At 41.0% G+C, this 23,236-nt stretch carries 22 protein-coding genes and 1 pseudogene; 9 read left to right on the forward strand and 14 right to left on the reverse strand.

Features of this window, described 5'->3' with window-relative positions:
• Window position 1 precedes the first annotated feature (1 nt).
• The 4 genes from AACH28_RS20535 to bioB are packed head-to-tail and all read right to left on the reverse strand — an operon-like array spanning window position 2 to window position 4,258.
• Window positions 2-700, reverse strand: coding sequence for a pimeloyl-ACP methyl esterase BioG family protein (locus AACH28_RS20535; RefSeq protein ID WP_341831366.1), 699 nt, complete (start codon window positions 698-700; stop codon window positions 2-4).
• Window positions 697-1,857: an 8-amino-7-oxononanoate synthase gene (locus AACH28_RS20540; protein WP_341831367.1), complete on the reverse strand. Its 1,161-nt coding sequence runs from the start codon at window positions 1,855-1,857 to the stop codon at window positions 697-699. The genes AACH28_RS20535 and AACH28_RS20540 overlap by 4 nt, the downstream gene beginning before the upstream one ends.
• Window positions 1,854-3,155, reverse strand: coding sequence for an adenosylmethionine--8-amino-7-oxononanoate transaminase (gene bioA, locus AACH28_RS20545; RefSeq protein ID WP_341831368.1), 1,302 nt, complete (start codon window positions 3,153-3,155; stop codon window positions 1,854-1,856). Before bioA ends, AACH28_RS20540 begins: the two co-directional genes overlap by 4 nt.
• A 23-nt stretch (window positions 3,156-3,178) precedes the next feature.
• Window positions 3,179-4,258, reverse strand: coding sequence for a biotin synthase BioB (gene bioB / locus AACH28_RS20550; protein ID WP_159731201.1), 1,080 nt, complete (start codon window positions 4,256-4,258; stop codon window positions 3,179-3,181).
• A gap of 144 nt (window positions 4,259-4,402) precedes the next feature.
• Here bioB and AACH28_RS20555 point away from each other — a divergent pair, with 144 nt between their 5' ends.
• Window positions 4,403-5,887: a PLP-dependent aminotransferase family protein gene (locus AACH28_RS20555; RefSeq protein ID WP_286736892.1), complete on the forward strand. Its 1,485-nt coding sequence runs from the start codon at window positions 4,403-4,405 to the stop codon at window positions 5,885-5,887.
• On the opposite strand, the pseudogene AACH28_RS25555 reads toward AACH28_RS20555, so the two are convergent.
• The 5 genes and pseudogenes from AACH28_RS25555 to AACH28_RS20575 all read right to left on the reverse strand — a co-directional run bounded on the left by AACH28_RS25555 (window position 5,884) and on the right by AACH28_RS20575 (window position 11,336).
• Window positions 5,884-6,416 (reverse strand): annotated as a pseudogene (locus AACH28_RS25555) (MepB family protein). The gene AACH28_RS20555 and the pseudogene AACH28_RS25555 sit on opposite strands and share 4 nt — an antisense overlap.
• Complete coding sequence (locus tag AACH28_RS20560) at window positions 6,406-6,957, reverse strand: dihydrofolate reductase family protein (RefSeq protein ID WP_112375548.1); 552 nt, start codon at window positions 6,955-6,957, stop codon at window positions 6,406-6,408. Before AACH28_RS20560 ends, AACH28_RS25555 begins: the two are co-directional and overlap by 11 nt.
• A 391-nt stretch (window positions 6,958-7,348) precedes the next feature.
• Window positions 7,349-9,319 (reverse strand): DUF3857 domain-containing protein, encoded by a 1,971-nt coding sequence (locus tag AACH28_RS20565; RefSeq protein WP_341831369.1) that lies wholly within the window; start codon window positions 9,317-9,319, stop codon window positions 7,349-7,351.
• A 180-nt stretch (window positions 9,320-9,499) separates the two neighbouring features.
• On the reverse strand, window positions 9,500-10,771 hold the full coding sequence (locus AACH28_RS20570; protein WP_341831370.1) for a carboxypeptidase-like regulatory domain-containing protein: 1,272 nt from the start codon (window positions 10,769-10,771) through the stop codon (window positions 9,500-9,502).
• Window positions 10,758-11,336: an RNA polymerase sigma factor gene (locus AACH28_RS20575; protein WP_088162847.1), complete on the reverse strand. Its 579-nt coding sequence runs from the start codon at window positions 11,334-11,336 to the stop codon at window positions 10,758-10,760. Before AACH28_RS20575 ends, AACH28_RS20570 begins: the two co-directional genes overlap by 14 nt.
• A gap of 81 nt (window positions 11,337-11,417) precedes the next feature.
• Here AACH28_RS20575 and AACH28_RS20580 point away from each other — a divergent pair, with 81 nt between their 5' ends.
• On the forward strand, window positions 11,418-13,280 hold the full coding sequence (locus tag AACH28_RS20580; RefSeq protein ID WP_341831371.1) for a von Willebrand factor type A domain-containing protein: 1,863 nt from the start codon (window positions 11,418-11,420) through the stop codon (window positions 13,278-13,280).
• A gap of 270 nt (window positions 13,281-13,550) precedes the next feature.
• Entirely contained in the window at window positions 13,551-13,961 is a 411-nt protein-coding gene (locus AACH28_RS20585; RefSeq protein WP_341831372.1) for a hypothetical protein, read from the forward strand.
• Between the two features lie 344 nt (window positions 13,962-14,305).
• On the opposite strand, the gene AACH28_RS20590 is transcribed toward AACH28_RS20585, so the two are convergent.
• Entirely contained in the window at window positions 14,306-14,968 is a 663-nt protein-coding gene (locus tag AACH28_RS20590) for a DUF6266 family protein (protein ID WP_341831373.1), read from the reverse strand.
• Window positions 14,969-15,442: 474 nt separating this feature from the next.
• On the opposite strand from AACH28_RS20590, the gene AACH28_RS20595 reads away from it, so the two are divergent.
• Window positions 15,443-16,498, forward strand: coding sequence for a fatty acid desaturase (locus AACH28_RS20595; RefSeq protein ID WP_341831374.1), 1,056 nt, complete (start codon window positions 15,443-15,445; stop codon window positions 16,496-16,498).
• On the opposite strand, the gene AACH28_RS20600 is transcribed toward AACH28_RS20595, so the two are convergent.
• Entirely contained in the window at window positions 16,495-16,983 is a 489-nt protein-coding gene (locus AACH28_RS20600) for a helix-turn-helix domain-containing protein (protein WP_286778275.1), read from the reverse strand. The two genes, AACH28_RS20595 and AACH28_RS20600, sit on opposite strands and share 4 nt — an antisense overlap.
• A 439-nt stretch (window positions 16,984-17,422) precedes the next feature.
• Window positions 17,423-17,605 carry a hypothetical protein gene (locus AACH28_RS20605; RefSeq protein ID WP_070565808.1) on the reverse strand — a complete coding sequence of 61 codons (183 nt, stop codon included), beginning with the start codon at window positions 17,603-17,605 and terminating at the stop codon, window positions 17,423-17,425.
• 263 nt (window positions 17,606-17,868) lie between these two features.
• Here AACH28_RS20605 and AACH28_RS20610 point away from each other — a divergent pair, with 263 nt between their 5' ends.
• Window positions 17,869-18,756 carry a sugar phosphate isomerase/epimerase gene (locus tag AACH28_RS20610; protein ID WP_070565810.1) on the forward strand — a complete coding sequence of 296 codons (888 nt, stop codon included), beginning with the start codon at window positions 17,869-17,871 and terminating at the stop codon, window positions 18,754-18,756.
• Window positions 18,757-18,873: 117 nt separating this feature from the next.
• On the forward strand, window positions 18,874-19,692 hold the full coding sequence (locus tag AACH28_RS20615) for a universal stress protein (protein ID WP_341831375.1): 819 nt from the start codon (window positions 18,874-18,876) through the stop codon (window positions 19,690-19,692).
• Window positions 19,693-19,752: 60 nt separating this feature from the next.
• On the opposite strand, the gene AACH28_RS20620 is transcribed toward AACH28_RS20615, so the two are convergent.
• The gene (locus tag AACH28_RS20620; protein ID WP_341831376.1) at window positions 19,753-20,196 is read right to left on the reverse strand and encodes a hypothetical protein; all 444 of its coding nucleotides are present in this window, start codon (window positions 20,194-20,196) and stop codon (window positions 19,753-19,755) included.
• An 84-nt stretch (window positions 20,197-20,280) separates the two neighbouring features.
• Window positions 20,281-20,784, reverse strand: coding sequence for an N-acetyltransferase family protein (locus AACH28_RS20625; RefSeq protein ID WP_341831377.1), 504 nt, complete (start codon window positions 20,782-20,784; stop codon window positions 20,281-20,283).
• Between the two features lie 554 nt (window positions 20,785-21,338).
• Between AACH28_RS20625 and AACH28_RS20630 the strand changes: the two genes are divergently transcribed.
• From AACH28_RS20630 to AACH28_RS20640, 3 genes are all read left to right on the forward strand, one after another.
• Window positions 21,339-21,815 carry a DUF5009 domain-containing protein gene (locus AACH28_RS20630; RefSeq protein ID WP_341831378.1) on the forward strand — a complete coding sequence of 159 codons (477 nt, stop codon included), beginning with the start codon at window positions 21,339-21,341 and terminating at the stop codon, window positions 21,813-21,815.
• 10 nt (window positions 21,816-21,825) lie between these two features.
• Entirely contained in the window at window positions 21,826-22,089 is a 264-nt protein-coding gene (locus tag AACH28_RS20635) for a hypothetical protein (RefSeq protein WP_341831379.1), read from the forward strand.
• 86 nt (window positions 22,090-22,175) lie between these two features.
• A complete protein-coding gene (locus tag AACH28_RS20640; protein ID WP_341831380.1) occupies window positions 22,176-23,219 on the forward strand; it encodes a glycoside hydrolase family 18 protein in 1,044 nt (347 codons plus the stop codon).
• Window positions 23,220-23,236: the final 17 nt, after the last annotated feature.

Here is a 23,236-nt window from a genome sequence, read left to right on the forward strand (position 1 = left end):
ATCATCTTAAAAGGTGCTTAAATAATTGTTCGGGATAATGAGTAGCATCGATTATCGTATAGGCAGTACCGGGCCAGGCGCGTTTTTGATTCTCTAAGTTGAAGATTCGATCTTCTTTGCCAATATACATCTGATGCCATTGGAATGCTGCTGCTGATTTTGCACCAGCTGTTTTTTCAATCGCGATGAGCTCTGAACGGAGGTCTTCGATGTCGCGTTGGGGGGCTCTTTCAAGAAAGTAGTTAAAAAGGGCCTTGGAACCACACATGCGTAATCTGAATTTTTCCAACGTTTTATTGCTCAGTGTATCCAATGTTCCTTTAAATAACTGGCTAGGAATTCCTTTTTCGTCATCTATTGGAAATGGTGTTCCATTGATTGCAGTACATGTGCTGATGGGGTAATTGCTGTTTTGAAGTTCGGGCAGTACCATTGATGCTGCCCATACCCCCATAGACCAGGCGAAAACCTCAATTTCCTGGTAGCCTGCCAGTAGACTTTTGTCCAACAGTAAATCCGTATAACTATGGGCAACAATAAGATCTTTGCCGACTGGGGAATAGTGCAAAAAAGGATGTTCATCCATGCCCCAGCCTGCAAAGAATAACAGTAGTTTTTCGTTGGATTTTACCTGAAGATGCTGCCCTGGCAAGTTATCGACCGGAGTGACTCTTTTAGGAGCGATTCTTTTAAGTATCATAAGCTTGCTGCGAGTTGTTTGATCATGGACGATGTCATTGTTGCTGTCAATGAAATTCGGATTCTTGATGTTCCTTCTGGTACTGTGGGCGGGCGTATGGGAAGCACGTAGAATCCCTTTCGCTGCAGGTCTTCTGCTTTCAGTACCGTTTCCTTGTTATTACCGATAATGACCGGTAGAATATGGCTCTCTGACGGACAATTAAAGCCTTTGGCAATTATGTGCTGTTTGAGCAATAGGCTATTTTTGTGCAGCTGTTGGCGCCGGTCTGTAAAGTCACTTAAGCGTTCCAAAACAAACACAGTCCATGATAGATTGATGGGTGGCAGCGCTGTTGTAAAAAGTAGCGTACGTGCCTTATTGATCAAATAATTCCGGATTGGTTCCTTACATAGCAGGTAGCCACCAACCGATGCTAAAGCTTTTCCGAAGGTGCCTGTCAGGAAATCAATATCGGCAATACATTGCTGTTCTTCTGCGCAGCCAAGTCCCTGTATTCCGCGTACGCCTACGGCGTGAGCTTCATCGACATAAAGTAAGGTATTGGGGAAACGTTGTTTTAGACTGACCAGATAGTTGAGGTCCGTGCAATCACCATCCATGCTAAAAATACTTTCTGTGACGATGATGATGCATGTGAAGCGATGGGCATATTTTGTCAATAAATGCGTTAAGTGCGTATATTCGGAATGCCGGTACCTGTAGCAGGTTGCATTGGATAGTCGGATGCCGTCAATTAGGCTTGCGTGGACACCTTTATCGGCGAGAATTAATGTCTGCGTATCACAAACTGCAGGAAGTATGCCTACATTCATATGATAGCCGCTGTTAAAGACCAATGCACTCTCCGTACCGAACATTTGGCACAACATTGTTTCCAATTGTGTATAGCGTGCATGGTTTCCTGTGAGTAGACGCGAAGAGGAAGCGCTGAATACAGCATCGTCTTTTGTTACCGAGTTTAGGAATTCTTGACGAAGTATCTGATCTGTCGCAAGTCCAAGATAATCGTTCGACGAAAGGTTGTAACGCTCTGTAACATGCTCCTGTGCTGTGTTATCCTGTTGTGTGATAAGGGGAAGTTTTCGTTTATTCCCTTGTTTTTCAAGGGCAAATAATTCATCTTCAATGCGCTGGATTAGGCTGTTTTCAATCATTGGACTGTGCTGATTACGGCTAGCAATGCCTGTGTTAACTTGTGAAGCTCACCTTCATTTATGATAAAAGGGGGCATGATATAAATCAGTTTTCCGAATGGCCTTACCCAAATTCCCTCTTCGATAAACCGCTGTTGTATGCTGGATAGATCGACGGAGTTTTTCATCTCGATGACTGCAATTGCACCTAGAATTCTGAGCTCCTCGACTTGGGGCAGTGTTGTTGCAGTACTAAGTTCCCGTCTCAATTGTTCTTCGATTAACGTTACTTTCGCTTTCCAGTCCGTTGCCAATAGTAGTTTGATGGAAGCGTGGGCTACAGCGCAAGCCAAAGGGTTGGCCATAAAAGTTGGCCCGTGCATAAACGTACCTGGTGTACCGTTGGAGATTGTATTCGCAACATGATCTGAAGTGATCACGGCGGATAGCGTCATATAGCCACCAGTCAAGGCTTTGCCGATACACATGATATCGGGCACTATTCCGGCATGCTCCCAGGCAAAGAGCTTACCCGTGCGCCCAAACCCGGTAGCAATTTCATCAAAGATTAAAAGAAGTTGATTTTCTTTGCAGAGGTGTGCTGCCTGACGCAAGTACTCCGGATGGTAAAAACGCATTCCACCGGCTCCCTGGACGATAGGTTCAAGGATGAGAGCGGCCAATTCATCCTTGTGTGAGCAGATCAGATCTGCCAAGGGTTGGATGTCATTGGCATCCCATTCTTGCTCAAACCCTATTTTTGGGGCAGGGGCAAAATAGCGCTTGGGTAAAGCATTGTCAAAGATGCGGTGCATGCCAGTAATGGGGTCACAGACCGACATCGCGTTCCAGGTATCACCATGGTACCCCGAACGAACCGTGACAAAGTTTGTCTTATTGGTCTTTTTCTGTGAGACCCAGTATTGAATAGCCATTTTAAGCGCAACTTCTACCGCAACAGAACCCGAATCGGCATAAAATATTTTGTTGAGTGAAGTAGGGGTGATGTCAAGCAGTATTTTACCGAGAGCAATTGCTGGTTCGTGCGTAAGTCCACCAAACATCATGTGTGACATGCTGCTGAGCTGTGTTGTGACCGCAGCGTTAAGGACGGGGTGATTGTAGCCGTGGATGGCGCACCACCAAGAGGACATACCATCTATAAGCTGCTGTCCATTTTCCAGCTCGATTATACAACCATCTGCCCGTTTAACCTTGTAGGCAGGTAAGGGATTTGTCATGGTGGTATACGGGTGCCATAGATGCTCTTTATCAAAATCATCGATAAGGTCGTGTTGGTTGATTTCTTCTCGTTCCATGATGGTCTGCCGAATTAGTTTTGTTATTTGTTTTGCTGCTTAGCGATGTTGCGCTGGATTTTATGTTCGGGTCTTGACCATTTTGGTCTTTCACCAAGATCATGGTAATGCGCCATCTCAGTTGCGATGGTTTCGGGTTGATTTTTTTTCTCGAATGGCTGTTGTGGCACCAAACCTAATGTTTTAAACATGTCCATGTCTTCATTGACATCGGGATTGGGCGTGGTGAGGAGTTTATCGCCTGAGAAAATCGAGTTAGCTCCTGCGAAAAAGCATAACGCTTGCCCTTCTTTACTCATGTTGGTACGTCCTGCAGAAAGGCGAACTTGTGTGGTGGGCAATAAAATTCGGGCTGTAGCGACCATGCGTACCATTTCCCATATCGAAACTGTTTCCATGACTTCCATTGGAGTACCGCTTACAGGAACGAGCGCATTGATCGGTACCGATTCGGGTTGTGGAATGAGGGAAGCAAGTGTGATCAACATCGCGGCACGGTCGTCTATACTTTCTCCCATCCCAATAATACCACCACTACATACAGTAATGTTTGTTTTACGTACATTTTCGATCGTTTGAAGGCGATCATCATAGCTTCTGGTCGAGATAATTTCCTTATAGTAATCGGCAGAGGAATCGAGGTTGTGGTTGTAGGCGTATAGTCCAGCTTCTGAAAGGCGTTGTGCTTGGTTTTCGGTCAGCATTCCTAGCGTGCAGCAGACTTCCATGTCAAGTCTATTCAGTGTTCGGACCATATCAAGTACATGGTCAAACTCAGGACCATCTTTAACATTGCGCCAGGCGGCCCCCATACAGATCCTTGAGCTACCTCCAGCTTTGGCCGCTAGTGCCTGCTCTTTTACCTGCTCTACACTCATCAAGCCTTCCGATTTTACGTTCGTATGGTAACGTGCGGCCTGGGGACAATAGGCACAGTCTTCGGGGCACCCACCTGTTTTTATTGATATCAATGTGGACACTTGTACTTTGTTCGGGTCGTGATATTTCCGATGTATCGATGCCGCATCATAAAGCAGGTCCATTATTGGTTTGTTGTATAAAGCGACAACTTCTTCCTGCGTCCATTTTGGTTTTGTTTCCATATTAATGCTAAGTTTTTATGCTAAAATCAAATCTATTTTACTTAATGACCATTCGGATTTCGTAATTCAATGCGATTATTTTTTTCATGATGATTGCAAAGATTATAGTTTAAATGATAACTTTGGTAGTCCGAAATAAACATAATGAGTAGTCCGGTTAGTATAGGTTTTCATTCCATTATTAAGATAGATCGCCGTAAGGAAGATGCCATCTATCTACAGATCGTTTATCAATTTATCAATGCTGTCAAGCGAAATCTATTGGAAGATGGAGATCTGTTGCCCGGAAGCCGGAAGATTGCTGAAGAACTGAACGTGCACCGAAAAACCATTGTAGCCGCTTTAGCGGAATTGCAGGAACAGGGCTGGGTAAAAATTTTGGCTAATCGCGGGACTTTTGTGAAAAATCCTGAGCTTATCGGTACTTCCGGGTCGGCGATTGAAGCATTTAGACAGCCACCTGATTTTGCACCTTACTTTTTTAGAAAGGAACTCATATTGGATATGCCTATTTCAGAGGTTCCCGAAAGGTACTATTTTACGGATGGAACACCTGATTATAATGTCATTGGAGCGGAGGAACTGGTGCGTTTTTATGCATCCATGGTGAAACGGAAAAAGAAAAGTGATGATTTTCCGACGACGACTGAAGGAAATTTGTTTTTTAGGGACCAGTTAAGCTATTATCTGAATTTAACAAGAGGGTTTCATCTTTCCCGGAATTTCTTGTTGCCGATTGCTAGCCGCGAACAAATTTTTTCAATTTTATCCCGATTATTGATCCGGCCCGACGATATTGTATTGGTAGAAAATTTAAGTTATTTTTTACCTAACATGATCTTTAGTCAAGCTGGGGCCAAGCTAAAAACCATTCCGGTAGATGCGGAGGGGATGATTGTAGATAAGATCGGAGACCAATTTAGACCCGGAGAAATCAGGTGTATTTACCTCAATACCAGGTGTCAGTATCCAACGACGGTTAACCTTTCCGAGCGAAGGAAAATTCAACTGTTACAGTTGGCCGAGCAGTATAACTTTATCATTATTGAGGATGATGTGGATTTTGAGTCTTCCTTTTTTAAGGAGAAAGGCGAATCACTTTTCCGGAAAAATGGCGGCAACCGTGTGATTTATACAGGTGCTTTCGGTAGTTTCTTTGACCCTGGTTTCCAAATGAATTTTTTGATCGCACCTCAGGATCTGTTGGAAGAGGGAAAAAAGTATTTGAACATCTTCGGAAAGCCGAATTTTATGATCGAGAAGACATTGGGCGAGATTATCCACCAGGGTGATATCTTTCGGTATCAGCGTAAATTTCAGAAAACAATTGCAGAGCGAAAAGAATTGTTTGCACAATTGCTGTTACGGCATTTTGAAGATAAAATCAGATTTGACGTCCCGGCTTCGGGACTGGCTTTTTGGATACAGTTTAATACAGTTGTTTCGCTGACAGCCTTGCAGGAGAAAGTGCGGTCGCAGGGACTGTTGTTGCCGAGTAATTGCCTTTATCAAAATAAAACGGTCACTGCATTGCGGTTGGGGTTTGCTCATCTTGACGAACAAAGTATGGTGGCGGCAATTTCTTTGTTGCGTGCAGCTTATGCCGATTTGGTCGAAAATATCGACTAGCTGCTTTGCAGTATATGGGTCAATTTGTTTTTGGCTTCTTGGTGGGGACCACAGAAATCCACAAAGTATCTGTGCTGCCATTGTTTACTTTTGGTAGCCTGTTTGTTTGTTGGGATGCTCCAATCTGGATAAATACGGAATCCGCGTTTGCCCATTTGAGAACCCGCTGTGAGGATTGTATGTTCAACTAACGCCTGTTTTGGAAAGACAAATAGGCCGCAATGCTGTTCCTGTTCAACCGAAATAAGATAATAATCGAAATGATCATCTGCAGTAAAGGGGATGGTCGACCATCGCTGTCACGTTTCCAAAGAGCAACGAATAACCCCACTTTTCTTGGTGTTATCTTAGCCTTCCTAAATTTGAAGTTTTTGTTGCCCAGTTGAAAATTAAAACCATAATAGGCTCTACCTGTTTGATCTTGTGATAGGTTAGAGCAATGGAGCATAAGTATGCTTTCGAGTTGATCTAGCACTTTCCTAATCATCTGGTCAGCGATCTGTGGGGCAGCCTGACGGTTAAGATTCATGTTGAGGGATATAGATTAACTGAACAACACCCGATTTGAATGTGACGCTTTGAACAAGTTTTAGAGATAGTCGTTCAGGTAAGTTTTCAAATAAAGGCTTGCCACTTCCCAGGGCAATGGGGTGAACGGAAATGCGATAGACGTCAACAAGGTTGGCTTGGATGAATGTTGTGATTAGACGTGCTCCCCCATATAGCCAAATATCTTTTCCGGGCTGTGCTTTTATTTCCTGAACATGTTCAGTGATATCAGTTTGGATGAAAGTAGCGTTTTCATCTTGTCTTGCTTGACTGGAAAAAACATATTTTTTCTTCGCATGGACATTTTTCCAAAGATTTATTTCCGTTTCATCGGCCGTAGCACCCGGTTGGAAATTACCCCAGGCATCATAGCTCACCCGGCCATAAAAGATGGTATCGACCGAAGCCAAAAAGCCATCGAAATCCATGTCATCATCCATAATGCACCAGTCAACCTCTCCCTGTGAGCCTTCAATAAAGCCATCTAAGGTCATGGCCAGATCCAATATTATTTTTCTCATGTGTGTTATTTGCTTTAAACCTATTACTTGCGTTCCCGTAATAATAGAAGCTGGGTTAGCTCAACGGCGGATTGTCAGGATGACATAAAGATAGAGAAATAATAAGGTTTGGCCAAATTGCCGAACAACGGAGCAAAGAAAAAGCCCAGCAAAGAATGTCTGGGCTTTGAGATTATATAAGGGGAATAATACTTGCTAAAAAAGTGAAGACCTAGTCTTCATCGGTGATAATATCATCACCATCTAATTCGAAACCTTCACCAAGGAAGGTATTCTCTAGTTCGAATAAATCTGAATCTTTAATCATTTTACTATTTTTTGATATTCAAAGTTATCACCCTTATTTAAGCTAATCGTCAATATAAAATGAAGTTTGTGTTAAGTGATATCGTTATATTTTTTTGAGTACAACATCTAATTTTTCTGCCTGGATGATCCGACTGAAAAACTCTTTTAAATCAAAATACTCTTCCGGCATAAACAAGGGTTTGTTTAATTGTGTTGCAGATTCGATGATCAGAACATCCGGTGTTGTATTATTGATTTTGAAAATATATCGGGCCGCACGTTCAGGAAGAGCCATACTGATGTTTTTTAACTTTCCTTCCGTTGGATATGCATAGCCTTTTGGCAGTTTGATTTCAATGTAGCACTCTTCTTGGACTAAAGAACCAAAGTCGATCGGATAATTCCGCTCCGTAAGGTTGAAGGGATTCTTGGACATTTTTGTGTCAATATAAGGATTGAATAGAAGTTGCTCATTTTGCAGGGTTGCAAAATTCTTAATCTCAATTTCAAACTCCTCCGTTAGCGGTTTATCAAGGGATTCCCGATTCGATACTTTAAAACTATTGATTTTGATGCGATTGTTTTCTTCATCTATTTTTTCGTAGAATTCTTCTTCAGAATTACTTCCTTGAAGGCGTTCACGCATTTTGGAAGCACCGTAACCGTTACGTGAGGTAATCCATTTTCCTTTTAATGCACCATCTTCCGACAGTTCACCGTAGAAGAAGTTACTGTAAGTAGATGCAAGATTTGCCTCGAGCTTTACCCAGTCAGATTCGCCTTCCAGGGGAATTGATCTTCCCTGAAAGTTGACACATTTCATTGGGATATTTCCAAACATCTCATAGGGAGAGGTCGCATCCAGCAGGTAGTAGTTTTCACCTATTTTTACCTGGGCAATGACATGGTTGAACTCTGATATCGCTGGTGCATAGAGCCCTGCATAGCCATTCTCACGTGTCGATAAAATAACAGGGATGGCATCTAGTTTCGCATAACGTAAGGCATTGACCAGTCCAAGGTTAATATCGGCGCTATTGCCTGTTCTTTTTTCGATGGCTTCTTTGATATTTTTTGCGTAGATCGAATGGCGGTTATTCCATTTTATTTGTTTCTGGAAGTAGGTATACAGTCGTACCGCTTTCTCCAGGTCATCTTTTGAATCCTGCAATACCGGTTCAATGAACTCTTTCAATGCCGTTTTTCGCTTTACCTGTCCACCAAAACTTTCGTCCTGTACGAGTTTATCTCTGACATTTTCCCACGTGAGCGAAAAGTCTTTTGTCGGTCCTATTGGAATGCTATACCGACCAAGCTCAAAGAAAATGATTGACCTAAAATTTTTAGAAGAGGTCATGTAATCTTCGGTGTGGAAAGCCGGGATATTTTCCATGGTATAAATGGTTTTATTGCCTAAGACTTCTCCAACTTGAGAGTTTAGCCCCGTGTTGTAATTTTCAACCTTTCGGTCACTGACGGCTAATCCCCCCTTTAAATTGGCTTTATAATGAAAAACTTCGGGAATACGCGTGACGTATTGGCTATAAAGTTTCGGGAGATCTTCCTGAAATTCCCAAGCATTTAGGTTAAAGATAAATGGCGATTCTGTGCGGTAGCGGTATTCAATAATTGTACCTTCTTGGACCTGCGGAATGGCCGCTTTTGTTACCGCATAGTTTTCTGAGGCGTTTTCGTTAAAAATATTCGCTTTCGTCATCTCTGTTTCCACGACCTTATCACCGACGAGGTGATAGGATGCTCCCTTGATGTCCATAAGGACTTCGCGTTCGTTCCCACTTTTATATAAAGGGATGCTGAAATTAGCGTAATCATAAGCTTCCTTATTTAATATTTTAATGCGGACGTGTCTGAAAAATTGAACAACCGGACCTTTGTTTTTATCATAACTAACTTCGGCTGATCCATATTCACGTAAGACAAAGGCATTTGCTGCTGTATCTATTTTGTCAACAGTAATGGCAAAATCTTCCTTTTTTATTTTACCGAACGAAAAATCTTGTGCTTGTAGGGATATACCACTAAGCAAGAGGAGGCCAGTGAAAAAACTTTTCATAAAAAATGACTGTATGGCTAAGAATTATAACACTAAAGTATGAAATAATTTTAAATCCAAACCCTTATAAATAAAATTGATTGAAAAGATAAATGGATCGATAAATTTCGACTGCTTATTTGTCCAGATAGCGAGATAAACTTGTGTTGTAGTCTGATGAGATGCGTAAAGATAGCGTATTTACAAGGTGAATTCGAAGCTTAACGTGACATAGCGGTAGTCTTCGCCTCTCCATTTTGGTCCCGAAAGTAGGATTTCTTTGGCTTTGGCATCGAGGTAATCATTTGCACTTTGGAGAACGCTGATATTTGTTGGGAATCCATCTTTATCGATATAGAAGCTTAAACGGACAGTGCCCTCATAACGGCTTTTAGCTGTTTTTTTCTTGATGTAATTGTTGAACGATCTCCAGCCCCAGATCGGTTCGGCACTTTTTGATTTGCGTGAAGACATCGTTGTGACGACGACTTCATCAAGTGTGGCGCCGGAAGGTTGCAGTTTGATCGTTGTATTTTTGCTGCGACGCATATTCAATGCAACCGAGTTGTAGCCCAGCGCCATGATGTCGACGAGTGAATCCATTGTACTGGGTTGGATGGTCGCTTGTCCCTGTGCGTCGGTATTCGTCGCAAACTTGCTATTGGGTTGAATGATTGTCACTCCCGAAATAGGCAAGCCTGTCTCTTTGTCCCGAATCGTAAGTTGTAGCGGTGTACCTTGTTGTTGTGGGATCGAAATACCTGGAGCCCTGGCTGCAAGTGCATTGTTTAAACTTGAGGTTCCTCGAATCATAATCGTTTGGGAAGCATCTTTTTTCTTTGCCATTGGCGCATAACCGATAACAATTGTACTGTCTGTAGGTCTTAATCCAAATACAGGGCGATCATTATTGAGACCTTCCTTCATTTCTTCCAGTGATTTTACACGTAGGGAGGGTTCCTGGGATAAAACGGTCACCTCTTCCAGTGGGTGCTGTTCATGAAGCCGCGGTCTGTTATTATCTGCTAATTGTGGCGAATGATCTTGAGATCCTATTTTTGATGCAATATCATCTGAAGGAATGATAGAATCTGCTGCTGTAACCTTTGTTTTGGGTTTTTCCTGTGTAACACTTACTTCAGCGGTACGCCTCGCTTCGGATGAATTTTTGTCCTGTTGACGGTAAAGAAGAAGACCAACCCCCAACACGATCACTGCTGCTGCAGCGATGCTAAGTCTCTTCCAATCAAAGACCTTTATTTTAGCGGAATTGTCTTTTTCAATACGTTGCGCAATTTGGTTGTTGATTGTTGTAATTACGGTTTTATTCTGATCCATTTCAATACCTATAAGAATATCCGCCAACATGGGGTCACGTTGCGCCTCCCGTTCAAGCGCATACATCTCCGTAGGAGATAATTCGCCGTTGACGTATTTCTTTAAGTATGCTATGTCGTAATTACTGTTGCTCATTCCAAGCCTCCATGCAATTTTTTAAATTCCGTTTTCCATTCTGAATATAGCTTTTTACTTCGTTCAAGCTATAACCGGTAGATTCACTAATCTCTTTGTAACATTTTTCTTCCAAAAAGAAGAGTCTAACCGACTGTTGCTGTTTGTCTGGCAATTTTCCCAGACAGCCTTCCATGGCTGTTAGCTGTTCTTCTTTTTCATCATATTGTTCATACTGATGCATGTCTCCCGGAAATTTCACAAATTCATCCAAAGAAATTTGAGTTTTGTTCTTTTGAGACCTCAAATACATCAGACAATGGTTCTTGCTTAATACATAAAGCCACCTTGGGAAGTCCTTGATTTCTTGTTTGTTGACTTTGTATATTAATTCTTCAAAGATATTCATGACAGCATCTTTACTCAATTCGGAATCTTGGAGATACCGTAAGCAAACATAGTATACCATCTCCGTATGTCGTTGGTATAGATCACCCAATACCTGGAGCTCCTTAGACTCCTGGTAGTGCAGCAAGAGCTCGTGGTCTTGTGCTGTATCTATTTTTGACGACTTGAATGCGAACATTTTATTGGTTAAAAATATTTTTTTTTTCTGGTTTATGGAAATTTAATATTTGAGGCATCCCTTGGCAAAAATGTAAAAGATATGAGAGCAATACTTTTTGTAATAGGCTTGTTGCTATCCTTAGGCGGATATGCCAAGCAAGGATATGAGGTTAGGGGGAAGGTTGTCGATGCGAATACAGGAATGGCAATTGTGGGGGTACAGGTGAACAATGCTGCAACCAAAGCACATGTGCAGACCGATGACAAGGGAAACTATCGTATTCAAGTCCTTGATGGTAAAAACATCTTGATTTTTAGTTATATCGGATATCTTGAGCAGCGGATAGCGGTCAACCATCGGACAACGGTTGATGTGGCGTTGGTGCAGCAAAATAATGCGCTGGATGAGGTTGTGGTGACCGGATATGAGCACAAGGCGAAGCGTCAGACGGCATCGGTGATGAATGTTAATGCAGCTTTGTCTGGGCAAGTATCGGGTTTGTATATTAGAGGAACGGCGTATGTGCCTAATCAGAACCAAGAATCTTATCAAAAGTTGAAGGAAAATAGCTTTATCAATCCACGTAAAGAGCCTTTATCGACCTTTGCAGCCGATGTTGATGCTGCTTCCTATAGTAATGTGCGTCGATTTATCAATTCGGGAACTCTGCCTGAAAAAGACGCAGTACGGGTTGAAGAGATGATCAATTACTTTCAGTATCAAGTGGCTGGACCTAAAAATGGTGAACCTGTAAATATCGTCACCGAATTGACCAAGGCACCCTGGAATACTACACATCAGCTCATGCGCGTAACATTAAAGGCGAAAGATATACCGACGGCGAATCTTAAAGCTTCCAATCTGGTGTTTTTGATCGATGTGTCGGGATCAATGATGGGACCGGGGCGTCTGCCTTTGGTGAAAGCTTCGCTGAAGATGTTGGTTGATCAACTACGTGCTGTAGACCATGTTGCCATTGTGACCTATGCTGGATCGGCAGGGGTAAAACTGGAGAGTACGCCCGGTGATGAAAAGATGAAAATTAAATCGGCTATTGAGGAGCTGGAAGCCGGTGGAAGTACGGCTGGAGCTGCAGGAATTAAGAAGGCTTACGAAATTGCGAAGCAACAATTTATCAAAGGTGGAAACAACCGGATTATTTTGGCTAGTGACGGCGATTTCAATGTTGGGGAAAGCAGTGACGAATCGATGGAAGAGCTGATTGCCAAAGAAAGTAAATCGGGGGTTTTCCTCACAGTATTGGGGTATGGCATGGGGAATCTGAAGGACAGTAAGATGGAAATCCTTGCAGACAAAGGGCATGGGAATTATGCGTATATCGACAACATTTCTGAAGCACGAAAAGCGATGGTGACCGAATTCGGGGGAACCTTGTTTACCGTTGCGAAAGATGTCAAGATCCAGGTCGAATTTAATCCCAGTTATGTGCAGGCATACCGTTTAGTGGGGTACGAAAACCGCTTGTTGGAAGCTGAAGATTTCAATGACGATCAAAAGATGGGTGGTGATATGGGGGTAGGTCATGTGGTGACAGCCCTATATGAAATTGTACCGGTCGGTGTGGAGTCTGGGATGGTCGGAACGGTAGACCCCTTAAAATATCAACAACAAGCGGATCCGGTAGCTGAGCGGAGAAATGCTGAACTGGCAACCGTGAAATTTCGGTATAAGGAGCCCGAAGGGGAGAAAAGCAAGTTGCAACAAAAGGTGATAGGAACTACTGTTACGGAATTGAATCGCGTGAGTGAAGATTTACAGTTCGCCACTGCGGTAGCGGAACTTGGTCTATTACTTCGTGATTCTGATTTTAAGCAAAAGGCCAGTTTTGATCAGCTCATCGCGCGCGCAAAAGCTTCCAAAGGCAAAGATGAGGAAGGTTATCGTGCTGAATTTATCCGTATGGCAGAGAATGCACGGGATTTATCGAGATCGAAAGAATAAATTAAGATAAGAATATCCAAAAGTATTTTCAGCAAATGCAATCGAAAGGCTGCTGCTGAAAATACTTTAGTTTTTGGGATCATAGACAAAAAAGTAAATAAAATCTATATTTTTAGGCCATAAATAAAAGGAACGTATTTTGCTGTTGTGACTGATGTTACACGCTATTTGGATGAGGCGATGTTTTGGTGAATAGAGGTAACGTGTAAAGGAATCGGTCAGGCTGTCGATAGTGAGGCAAAATATGCGGGAATAAAAAATAATAAATAAATGAAGAATTTCTTCTTGTGCTTTTTTTTGGCGATTGGTATTGCGATACCTACAGTAGCCCAAAACGCCGGTTTGAATAAACAGCAGACGATGGCCTATATTAACAAGCTGTATAAAGTAGCTTATCATTATAAGGATACAAAAATTGATACGGTGACGGTAGACGGAAGAGTGCTGACAGTCTTTCTTTCCAGTGGCCAGCATTTTCGAAGCGATATTGCCAAATCAGATGTACTTGTCATTGCCAGGGTAAAATCAGGGTATCAGATTCGATTCAAGTCGTCGCCAAGCACGGATGAAATTTTATGGGCAATCCAAACAGAAGATGATGCCAAACGTCTGAAAAATGCGTTGGAGCATCTGATTAAAATTGTAAAAACGGAGAAAAAGACAGATCCTTTCAGTAGTTAAGTATTTTAGAAGCGTTCTGGTCCGATGAATACTAGAATGTTCGGCAAGGTATGAGCTTGCCGAACTGAATAGAGAAAGTAGTAGGGCTTGCACATGGATATGTGTTGAGGATTGCTGAGGGGGTAACCAAATGCCTACTAGATATAAAGACGATTGGCTCATGGCCGAAATTGATGTGGCTATTGAAACCATCGATTGTAAATCACATCGCTTATACGAAGTAAGCATATTTACATGAATTCGGTGTTAAAATGTTGTTATCTTATTGTAATCAAGTGTGTTGTGTGTTTGTTTCCGAATGGTCTTATTTCTCCTGTTGATGAATTTATTTCCCTAGAGTGCCATTATCCTCTTTGCAAGCTTATATTTCCGAGATAGCTGCTATTCATGCTTCGATTAGTCCCGTCAGCTGCAATAAAACCTAGATATAAGTGATATGTATCACTTCGGGTTAGTTTCGGTATTTGAATAGATTCTTGTAAATCCATGATGTAATTATTAAGTAAAACACCTTGTGAACCGTTTATTGGATTCTCAGGAATGAGGAGTACCAAGGTTCGGAAATCTGTCAGATCTTCATGCAAGAGTTTTTCGGAGTTTTTTAGTTCCCAAGTGATATGGATAGTTTCGTTCAACAATTGAAATGTTGCCCCTGTAATCTCTTCGTCCAACCCTCGGCTTAGGGCAATCTTTTCATAATCGATATGAAAACCTTCATCGTCTTTTTGCATGGCATGGTGAAGGTTGTAGGACATTGCAGCATTATAAGCTGTCATATTTTTGGTGTAGTTTGCGAAGCCGAGCCGTATAATTTTTTTGTAGGGACTTAAGAATTGCTGCATAAGTCCAAATTTGTTTCGGTTGTTAACTTCCTTATCCGAAAGCGGCCTTCTTTTATTCACTCTTGGAAGAGATCGGACATAATTGATTTCTTTCCATTTACAAAAAACAACTGCACCGACCTTACCAGAAGGAGGACCGTTTATACCGTGTTTTACATTTGCCATAGTATTAAATTAAAGTTCATAGGCTTTTACTAACGTACAAGTGGTGGATAAGTTTAGACCAACACCTCGATTTATTGTAAATAAACTGTTACATTATAGGGGGCTAATAGGGAGCTGAAACGCTTTCATCCGAATGAGGTCCCTATCAGGTCCCTATAAAGTCCCTATCAAATCCCTTTTAGGGAATTATTTTTTTTGGATGAGATCCCTTGTTGCTGAAATAATGGTTTGCATAAAAAAAGCAGATCCGATGAATGATCTGCTTTGACTGATAGATATTAGAAGTTGGCTGATACGTTAACCTAGTAGTACGGTAAATAGTGGGATCACATATTTTGGGGCCCGTTCGTTTTGTTACAGCTTTTGGAAATATTTTTAGAGCTTATTATGGTTATTGGTAGGTAGGGGCATTCTACCTAACATGTTAGATGTCTGCGAAAAAATCCTTATTTTTACCGATAAAATCACATCGAATTGACACATCAGGAAAAGTCGAGCCAGATTAGGAGGGAAATAAATCTTTCCTATCAACAGCTTAAAGGAATGTACCCCATCTTAAAAAGTCAGAACAGTATCGGAATGGCCATATTTGCACTAGCGATCCTGGCCATTGTTGTTGTATCGATAGCTTGGTCTCGCGCTCTTGTTCCGACTTGGCTTATGATTGTCAGTAATGCCTTTTTTATGGGTGTTTTACATGAAATAGAACATGATCTGATTCACTGGCTTTATTTTAAAAGACAAAAAGTGGTTCATCATTTTATGCTTTTTAGTGTATGGATATTACGCCCATTGACTGTCAATCCCTGGATACGCAGGACCTTGCATCATCATCATCATAAATTTTCGGGTACATTACATGATGTTGAGGAACGCAGTGTGACGAATGGCGAGCAGTGGTCGATCAAACGTTTGGTAACAACGGCCGATGTTGTATTGGGCGGGCTCTTTCGGCTGCATCGTATGTTTAATGATATGGACAAAGAGGTGAAAAATGGGAATCTAAAATTGGAGACTTCTTCAAAACTAAAACGGATTATGTTTTTAAGCATTGTTCCAGTGACGATTTTTGCACATGTGATCTTATATTTCTTCTTTGCAGACCTATTATTTGATTGGTTAAGAGTGGTTTTTGGAGTGAATTTGAGTTTTCCACACTATGTTGATAACATGTTGATAAGTTTGCGTTGGATCATTTATGTTATTCTATTACCAAACTTATTACGCCAATTTTGTTTACATTTTATTACATCAAACATGCATTATTTTGGCGATGTCGAAGCTGGAAATGTTATTGAGCAAACGCAGGTATTGACAGTTTGGTGGACTTTTCCGATGCAATTGTTTTGTTTCTTTTTCGGTTGGACACATAGCATCCATCATTTTGTCGTCAATGAGACATTTTACGTACGTCATATTGGGCGCAAGAAGGCACAAGAAATTTTGCGCAAGTATGGGGTTCGTTTTAATGATTTGGGAACGTTTAGAAGGGCAAACCGTTTTCGTGAACTTTCCAACAAAGAAGTTTAGTCCTTTTTATTTACCTTTTTTTTACGATAGATTTTATAGTTACCATGCTGCTGATAGACGAGGGCTCCCTCTTCACAATAGTTGGTTAGATAAACAGAGAATTTGTTGCTTTGGCTCTTGTCAATACCCAATTGGACCAACACCTCCGAAACACGTCGTGCTGAGTGGAAAAAATCCGAATGATAGACGAGGTCATCCAGTTTTTTGCTTAGCGTGATTCTTTCCTGCGCATCAGGAGGTAGGGAATAGGGCGAATTAAAAACAATATCATGCTGAAAAAATACCGTCGGTTGGATTTCCAGGCTGCGGCATAAAGTTAAAAAGTTTGTGAGCGTTAAGTCTTTTCCCTTTTCTATACCATTGAGTGTTCCTGTTGAAATGCCTGTTAGATGGGATAGATCCCGTAGTGAATAATAAAGATCATTTCGTTTCGCGCGAAAGCGTAAACCAATTGTTTCCAGTAATGCTTTGTCTTCATCCGTCATACAACGAATTGAATGACAATTTGCGCAAAATATAGTTCATTATTTTGTTTAAAAATTTGTATTTATTATTTTTTCTTTTATATTTGTTATAACAGATGATTTAATCGGTACTGAGATTTGTTTAGTAAATAGACCCTACGTCACCGTCCTGTGTAAACCAATATAAAAAGTTATTATCTAGTAGCACACAGGCGAATGAAAAACGAAATTATTTAAGCAGATATTGTCGATTTACCTGGCTTCGGTTTCCAAGAATCCGTCAAGTTCCACCGGAGCCGTGGTAAATTGTCGAGTACGTCGGCACAATGACCGAAATTTTGGTCAGATTCTACCAGATTGTGTATGACGACAAAAGTCGACTTGCCCGGCTTCGGTTTCCAAGAATCCGTCAAGTTCCGCCGGAGCTGTGGTGAGTTGCATGGTTGCGGCTATTCGCCTGTTATTGTCCACTCATAAAATAATAAATCAGATAAAACACAATCAACACACATACTGCAATAATAAGTGTACGTTTGAGATTTCGACCGGCAGGTTCATCATCTTTTTCCTCAACGGCAACATCAGGTAGTTTCTCTTCCTGTTTTTGATCGCTATGTTCGGGGGTTTCATATTTATTTTCCATCACTCAACTTGTTTGTTATTGTAAATAGAACAGTTGCAAATTGTAAATCGTTGAGTTGGGTATATTTTTATTCCTATAAAAAAGCATGTTATGGAGCGCTGAGCACGCGACGTGAATAAATAAAACGGTAAAGCATTGTGTTTTTTCGAGTATTTGCATACATTGCGGCTATAATTAACGCGACAAACCTAAACAACCTGTAAACCTGCGTTTACAAATAATTTTGCGTTAAACGAAGTCTGTAATAAATAATTGAGCACTAAATGAAAAGAAGAACTCTTATCGGAACATTGGTAGCTGGATGTATGATGTTGGCTGTTAGTCCAACATTTGCACAACAGAAAGCTGCAAAAAAGGAAATTGGTCTACAGTTATATTCTGTACGTGAAGAAATCGGTAAAAACGCCAATTTCGACCAGATTCTGCAAAAGATCTCAGCATTGGGTTATACAGGAGTGGAAGCTGCTGGATACAAAGATGGTAAATTATATAACTTGAGCCCACAAGAGTTTAAGGCAAAAGTTGAAAAAGCTGGAATGAAGGTGATTTCATCACATGCAACGAAAACGCTATCAGAGAAAGAGTTAAGCTCTGGAGATTTTACAGAATCCCTAAAATGGTGGGACGAATGTATTGCTACGCACAAAGCAGCGGGAATGAAATACATCGTCACGCCTTGGATGGATGTACCTAAAACACTTAAGGATCTGGAAACGCAATGTCGCTACCTGGATGCTGTGGGTGCGAAATGCCGTCAGCAAGGAATCATTTACGGATACCACAACCACTCGCATGAGTTTAGAAAAGTGGAAGATAAAGTGATGTACGATTATATGTTAGAGCATACAAATCCTGAACATGTATTCTTCGAGATGGACGTCTATTGGGCGGTCATGGGGCAAGTTAGTCCGGTTGATTACTTCAATAAATATGCGGGCAGATTCAAGGCTTTGCACATTAAGGACCACCGCGAAATTGGCCAAAGTGGTATGGTCGGTTTCGATGCAATTTTTAACAATTCAAAAGTTGCTGGCCTGCAATATATTTTTGTTGAGCTGGAAGAAACACGTAACGATATTTATACCGGTTTACAACAAAGTATCGATTATCTGAAAAAAGCATCTTTTGTAAAGGCTAGCTACTTAAAATAGCCAAAAATAGGGAGAAAACTGACCCAGTTGAGACAATTCTCCGTTTGATAGATTTATTATTTTTCGTTAACTTGAATGTAATAAAAAGGGATTTTTTATTGAATTAAATTAGACCATATGAAACGGATTATTGTTGCCACAGACTATGCTGAAGAGGCCGAACATGCCTTAAAGTTTATTATGGAAGTTTTTGCAGGAAAAGAATACGAGCTCGTTTTATTTTCTCTTCAAAATCCTTCCATTCATGCAATGAACGCTCGACTTTCTCCCGATTCTATGTTCAAGATTTTTGAACATCAAAGTAAGGTTTTACGACGTAAAGCCGAGGCGATTACGGCCGAAAGTGGTGTTTTGACTATTCCTTATCTTGCGGCAGGTTTGTTTTATGACCAGATGACAAAATGCATCCAGGAGACGAATGCGGATTTGTTGGTGATGGGAATGGCCAAACGTTCCTTTGATCAGGACATGCTGGGGAATACCACCACGGCAGCAATCAGTAAGTTAAAAATACCTATCCTTTCCGTTCCGCTGGGCGCAAAATTTACGGGTCTGGAGCATATTCTTTTTGCCTGTGATATTGTTCGTGGTGTACAAAAGGAAATTCTTGAAAAAGTCAAGGATTTTGCCGCTGAATTTGGTGCGGTACTGGAGGTTCTCAATATTCGAAAAACTGTTGAGCAGCTGAATGAGGAAAAAGGAAAAGAAACACGTGAAACCATCAACGATGTGATGGGAATCGTAAGTTATTACTACAAAAATGTAACGTCCAATGAGGTCGTAAAAGCTATCCGGGACGAGGTAAAAGAAAGCAGTACGGATCTGCTGGTTATGATCCCCTATAGGTACGGTTTTTGGAGTTCATTGACCCATCGAAGTAAGACGCGTATGATGGCCTCGGGGCTGGATGTTCCTTTGCTGACCATCTCGATCTAATTTTTTTTATTATAAAAGCCCAGGTGAACTGAGATCAGCTGGGCTTTATCTTGATTGTACTTATTGAAATAGCGGGAGTATCTTATCCCAAATTTGCTGGTAGGCTTTATTGTTCCGGACGATTCCCTTATCTTCATCATAATAATTAGGTGCGTCAAAACTCCCGCCTTTACGCCTTTCTATTGAAAATATATTTAGAACTATTTTTGATCTTTCAGCTTGTAAAGGGCTGATCAGGAAGTTGAAAAATAATTTTTCTCCTTCTTTATTGCTTAGGAGATTATTGTTTTCAAGATATGTACTGGTTTGAATAAATCCCGAAGGCCGATCGAGCTGTACAATAAAATAACCACCATCCTGAAGCACTTGTATTATCTTGTTATATGCCGAATTACTTGCGATCGGGATAGTTTTAGTACGGTCTGGATTTTGTGCCAACAGGGGGCTGGAAAAGAAGAATACATAAGCAATCAGCATCAAGGAGAATTGGATAAAATGTTTCATATTGCCGAATTAAAGATCTTATCTAATGAATACTGTAATTTAACAATTTTATTTTTGATGACGGGTAATTAGATTGTCACGCTGTTATTTAATTCGTATACCTAATATTTTTAGACTACGTTCTTCCTGATCCAAGGTTGCTATATTGGGTAAGTTGGCCCATTCCTTGAAACCCGTCTTTTCAAATAATGCGATGCTTGGAAGATTGTGTGCAAAGATAAATCCCAATAAGGTATGTACGCCTAAACCTGGGGCTTTATCAATGCAGTACTGGAGAATCTGTTTACCCAGGCCTCGACCACGTTGCTGTTCATCCAAATAGATACTGATTTCTACTGTTGCGTCATAAGCTGGACGACCATAGAAAGATTGAAAACTTACCCATCCAAGTATCTGGTTATTTTCATCTTCTATCAGCCACAGGGGTCTTTTCGAAGCGTTATGTTCGTCAAACCATTTTTGTCTACTGGCAACAGATACTGGGGCAGTGTCTGCAGTAACCATGCGGGAGGCTATTGTAGAGTTGTATATTTCTACTATGCGTGGTAAATCATGTTGTGCTGCGTCGCGAAATTTTAATTGATTCATGGTTTGTACTGTTTAATTGTTGTTTGGACGACTCTGATATGCTGCCCGAAGATAGCCTGTGTTGCGAATAACAAGCAGATAAAAAGAATGAATTTCATGAAGATCGGCTTTATATTAAATCTGTTTTTGTCAAACTTAGATAAATTGCTTTTTATATGCAATACAATTACCCTTCATAAAGGTAACAATTCATACATGTGAGACATTTCTTGTTGTTTTTCTGGCTGATTTATATCGATCACAGGGGTAAATTGCACGATTTCTGTATTTTATGAGTGAAATTTACACTAATTTGAACAAATATTTCACTACATAGTGTTATTTTTTTTCTCATCTTAGATCATTCAACGAAGACACATCAGCGTTATTGATGATAGATCTTAGCGAAATAGCTTGTCTTTTCGTTTAGTTATACAGGAACTTTTCTAAACAGGAATTTTTCACCGAGTTCCGGTCGCCATAAAATCACTAAAAAATTAGCTAAGAAGGATCTAGGGAAGAGATTGGCTAGCAGCCATGCTGTTAGCTACTTTTTTGAATACAACGAATCAATTATGAACGCATTGCAAGCTGTACCTAAAATCCGAATCCGTTCAATGGATGTTATGCGTGGTTTCACGCTGTTCTTGATGTTATTTGTCAATGACTTGTTTATTCCAGGTGTACCTAAATGGCTGGTTCATTCGGAAGCAGATGAGGACGGAATGGGATTGGCGGATTGGGTATTTCCGGGATTTCTTTTTATGGTTGGAATGGCAGTGCCTTATGCTGTTGCGGCCAGGGAAAAGATAGGTTCATCGACAGCGGTCATTTTTGTTCATATGCTGATCAGAACATTAAGTTTATTGCTTATTGGTGTATTGATATTGAATGGTTCGCGAGTTGATCCACAGTTGACGGGGATGTCACATTTGTTGTGGTTGGCACTGCTGTATGTATTCGTTTTTCTGATTTGGAATCATTATCCGAAAGACATGCAATATCAAGATCCATGGTACGCCGAGCTGGGCATTGGTTTGTTGCGGGATTAGCGTATTGCTTTTGATACCACTTTATTATTTCATTGATGTGAAAGGCTACCATCGCGGGATAGGATTGTTTGAGGAGGCCGGAAAGAACTCATTAACGACCTATCTTGCTCCTGATCTGATCTACTTTGTCTGTTGGGGTTTTCATCTACCACTATTCTTCTATAAACAATCGGATTATATGAGCTTAGCTATTGCCGGTTCATTGCTTTGGGCTTTAGCCATGTTGTGGTATGCAATATTGATGAAGAAGCTACATATTTATCTGAAACTTTAGCTAGCGAGTAAGCATCAAATGTGAATGCTTTACGGATTATATATTAGAACGATCACTATCATCTAGAAACAAAATAAGAAGCTATTATGGAATGTAAATTGAAATCAATATTTAGTCAGACCTTCACTGTTCTGTTATTGACTTTATTGTTGTATCCTAGTGTAAGTTGTGCACGAGCGAAAAACAAAAAAGTTGTTATCGCCTATGTCACTTCCTGGTCTAAAGTGATGCCTGATCCGACTTATCTGACGCATATCAATTATGCCTTTGCACATGTCAGCGACAGCTTTGACGGCCTACGTATAGATAATGAATCTAGATTGAAGGCTATTACGGATCTTAAGAAAACACATCCACATCTAAAGGTATTGCTGTCCGTTGGCGGCTGGGGAAGCGGTCGGTTTAGCGAAATGGCTGCTAATGAATCTAATCGGCAAAAGTTTGCCAAAGACTGCTGGCGTGTGATGAGGGAATTTAATCTTGATGGTATTGACATTGACTGGGAATATCCAACGAATTCTTCTGCAGGGATCTCGTCTTCTTTAGCGGATACGGAGAATTTCACCTTGCTCATGCACGATATCCGCAAGGCTATTGGTAAGAAGAAACTGTTGACTTTGGCTTCTGTTGCGAACGGTAAGTATATTGCTTTTGACAAGATTAAGAATGATGTGGATTTTGTGAATATCATGACTTATGATTCGGGTCATCCGCCTTATCATCACGCGAGTTTACACCGTTCACCTTTATCTGGACATACAACTTGTGTGGAGGCCGTTAAGGCCCACATCGAGGGCGGTATGCCTGTTGAAAAATTGGTGCTGGGAATTCCATTCTATGGTCGGGGCAATAAAACTGAAGTCAAGAGTTTTATCGATTATAAAGATCTGCTTTCACTTCAGGGCTTTGAGCAGAAATGGGACGATGAGGCTAAAGCGCATTATCTTGTCAACGATAAAGGGGATTTTGTACTGACTTATGAAACGCCAGAATCGATTGCACTTAAATGCGATTATGTACACGACAGGACTACTCGGTGCGATGTACTGGGAATACGCGGGAGATACAGCAGGAGGTGTCTTACGGGATGCCGTCTACAAAGGTATTCTAGAATAAACAAAAAAGCCTAACGTGAGTTAGGCTTTTT

Origin of the sequence: Sphingobacterium thalpophilum, assembly GCF_038396785.1 — a bacterium.
Lineage (GTDB): Bacteria > Bacteroidota > Bacteroidia > Sphingobacteriales > Sphingobacteriaceae > Sphingobacterium > Sphingobacterium thalpophilum_A.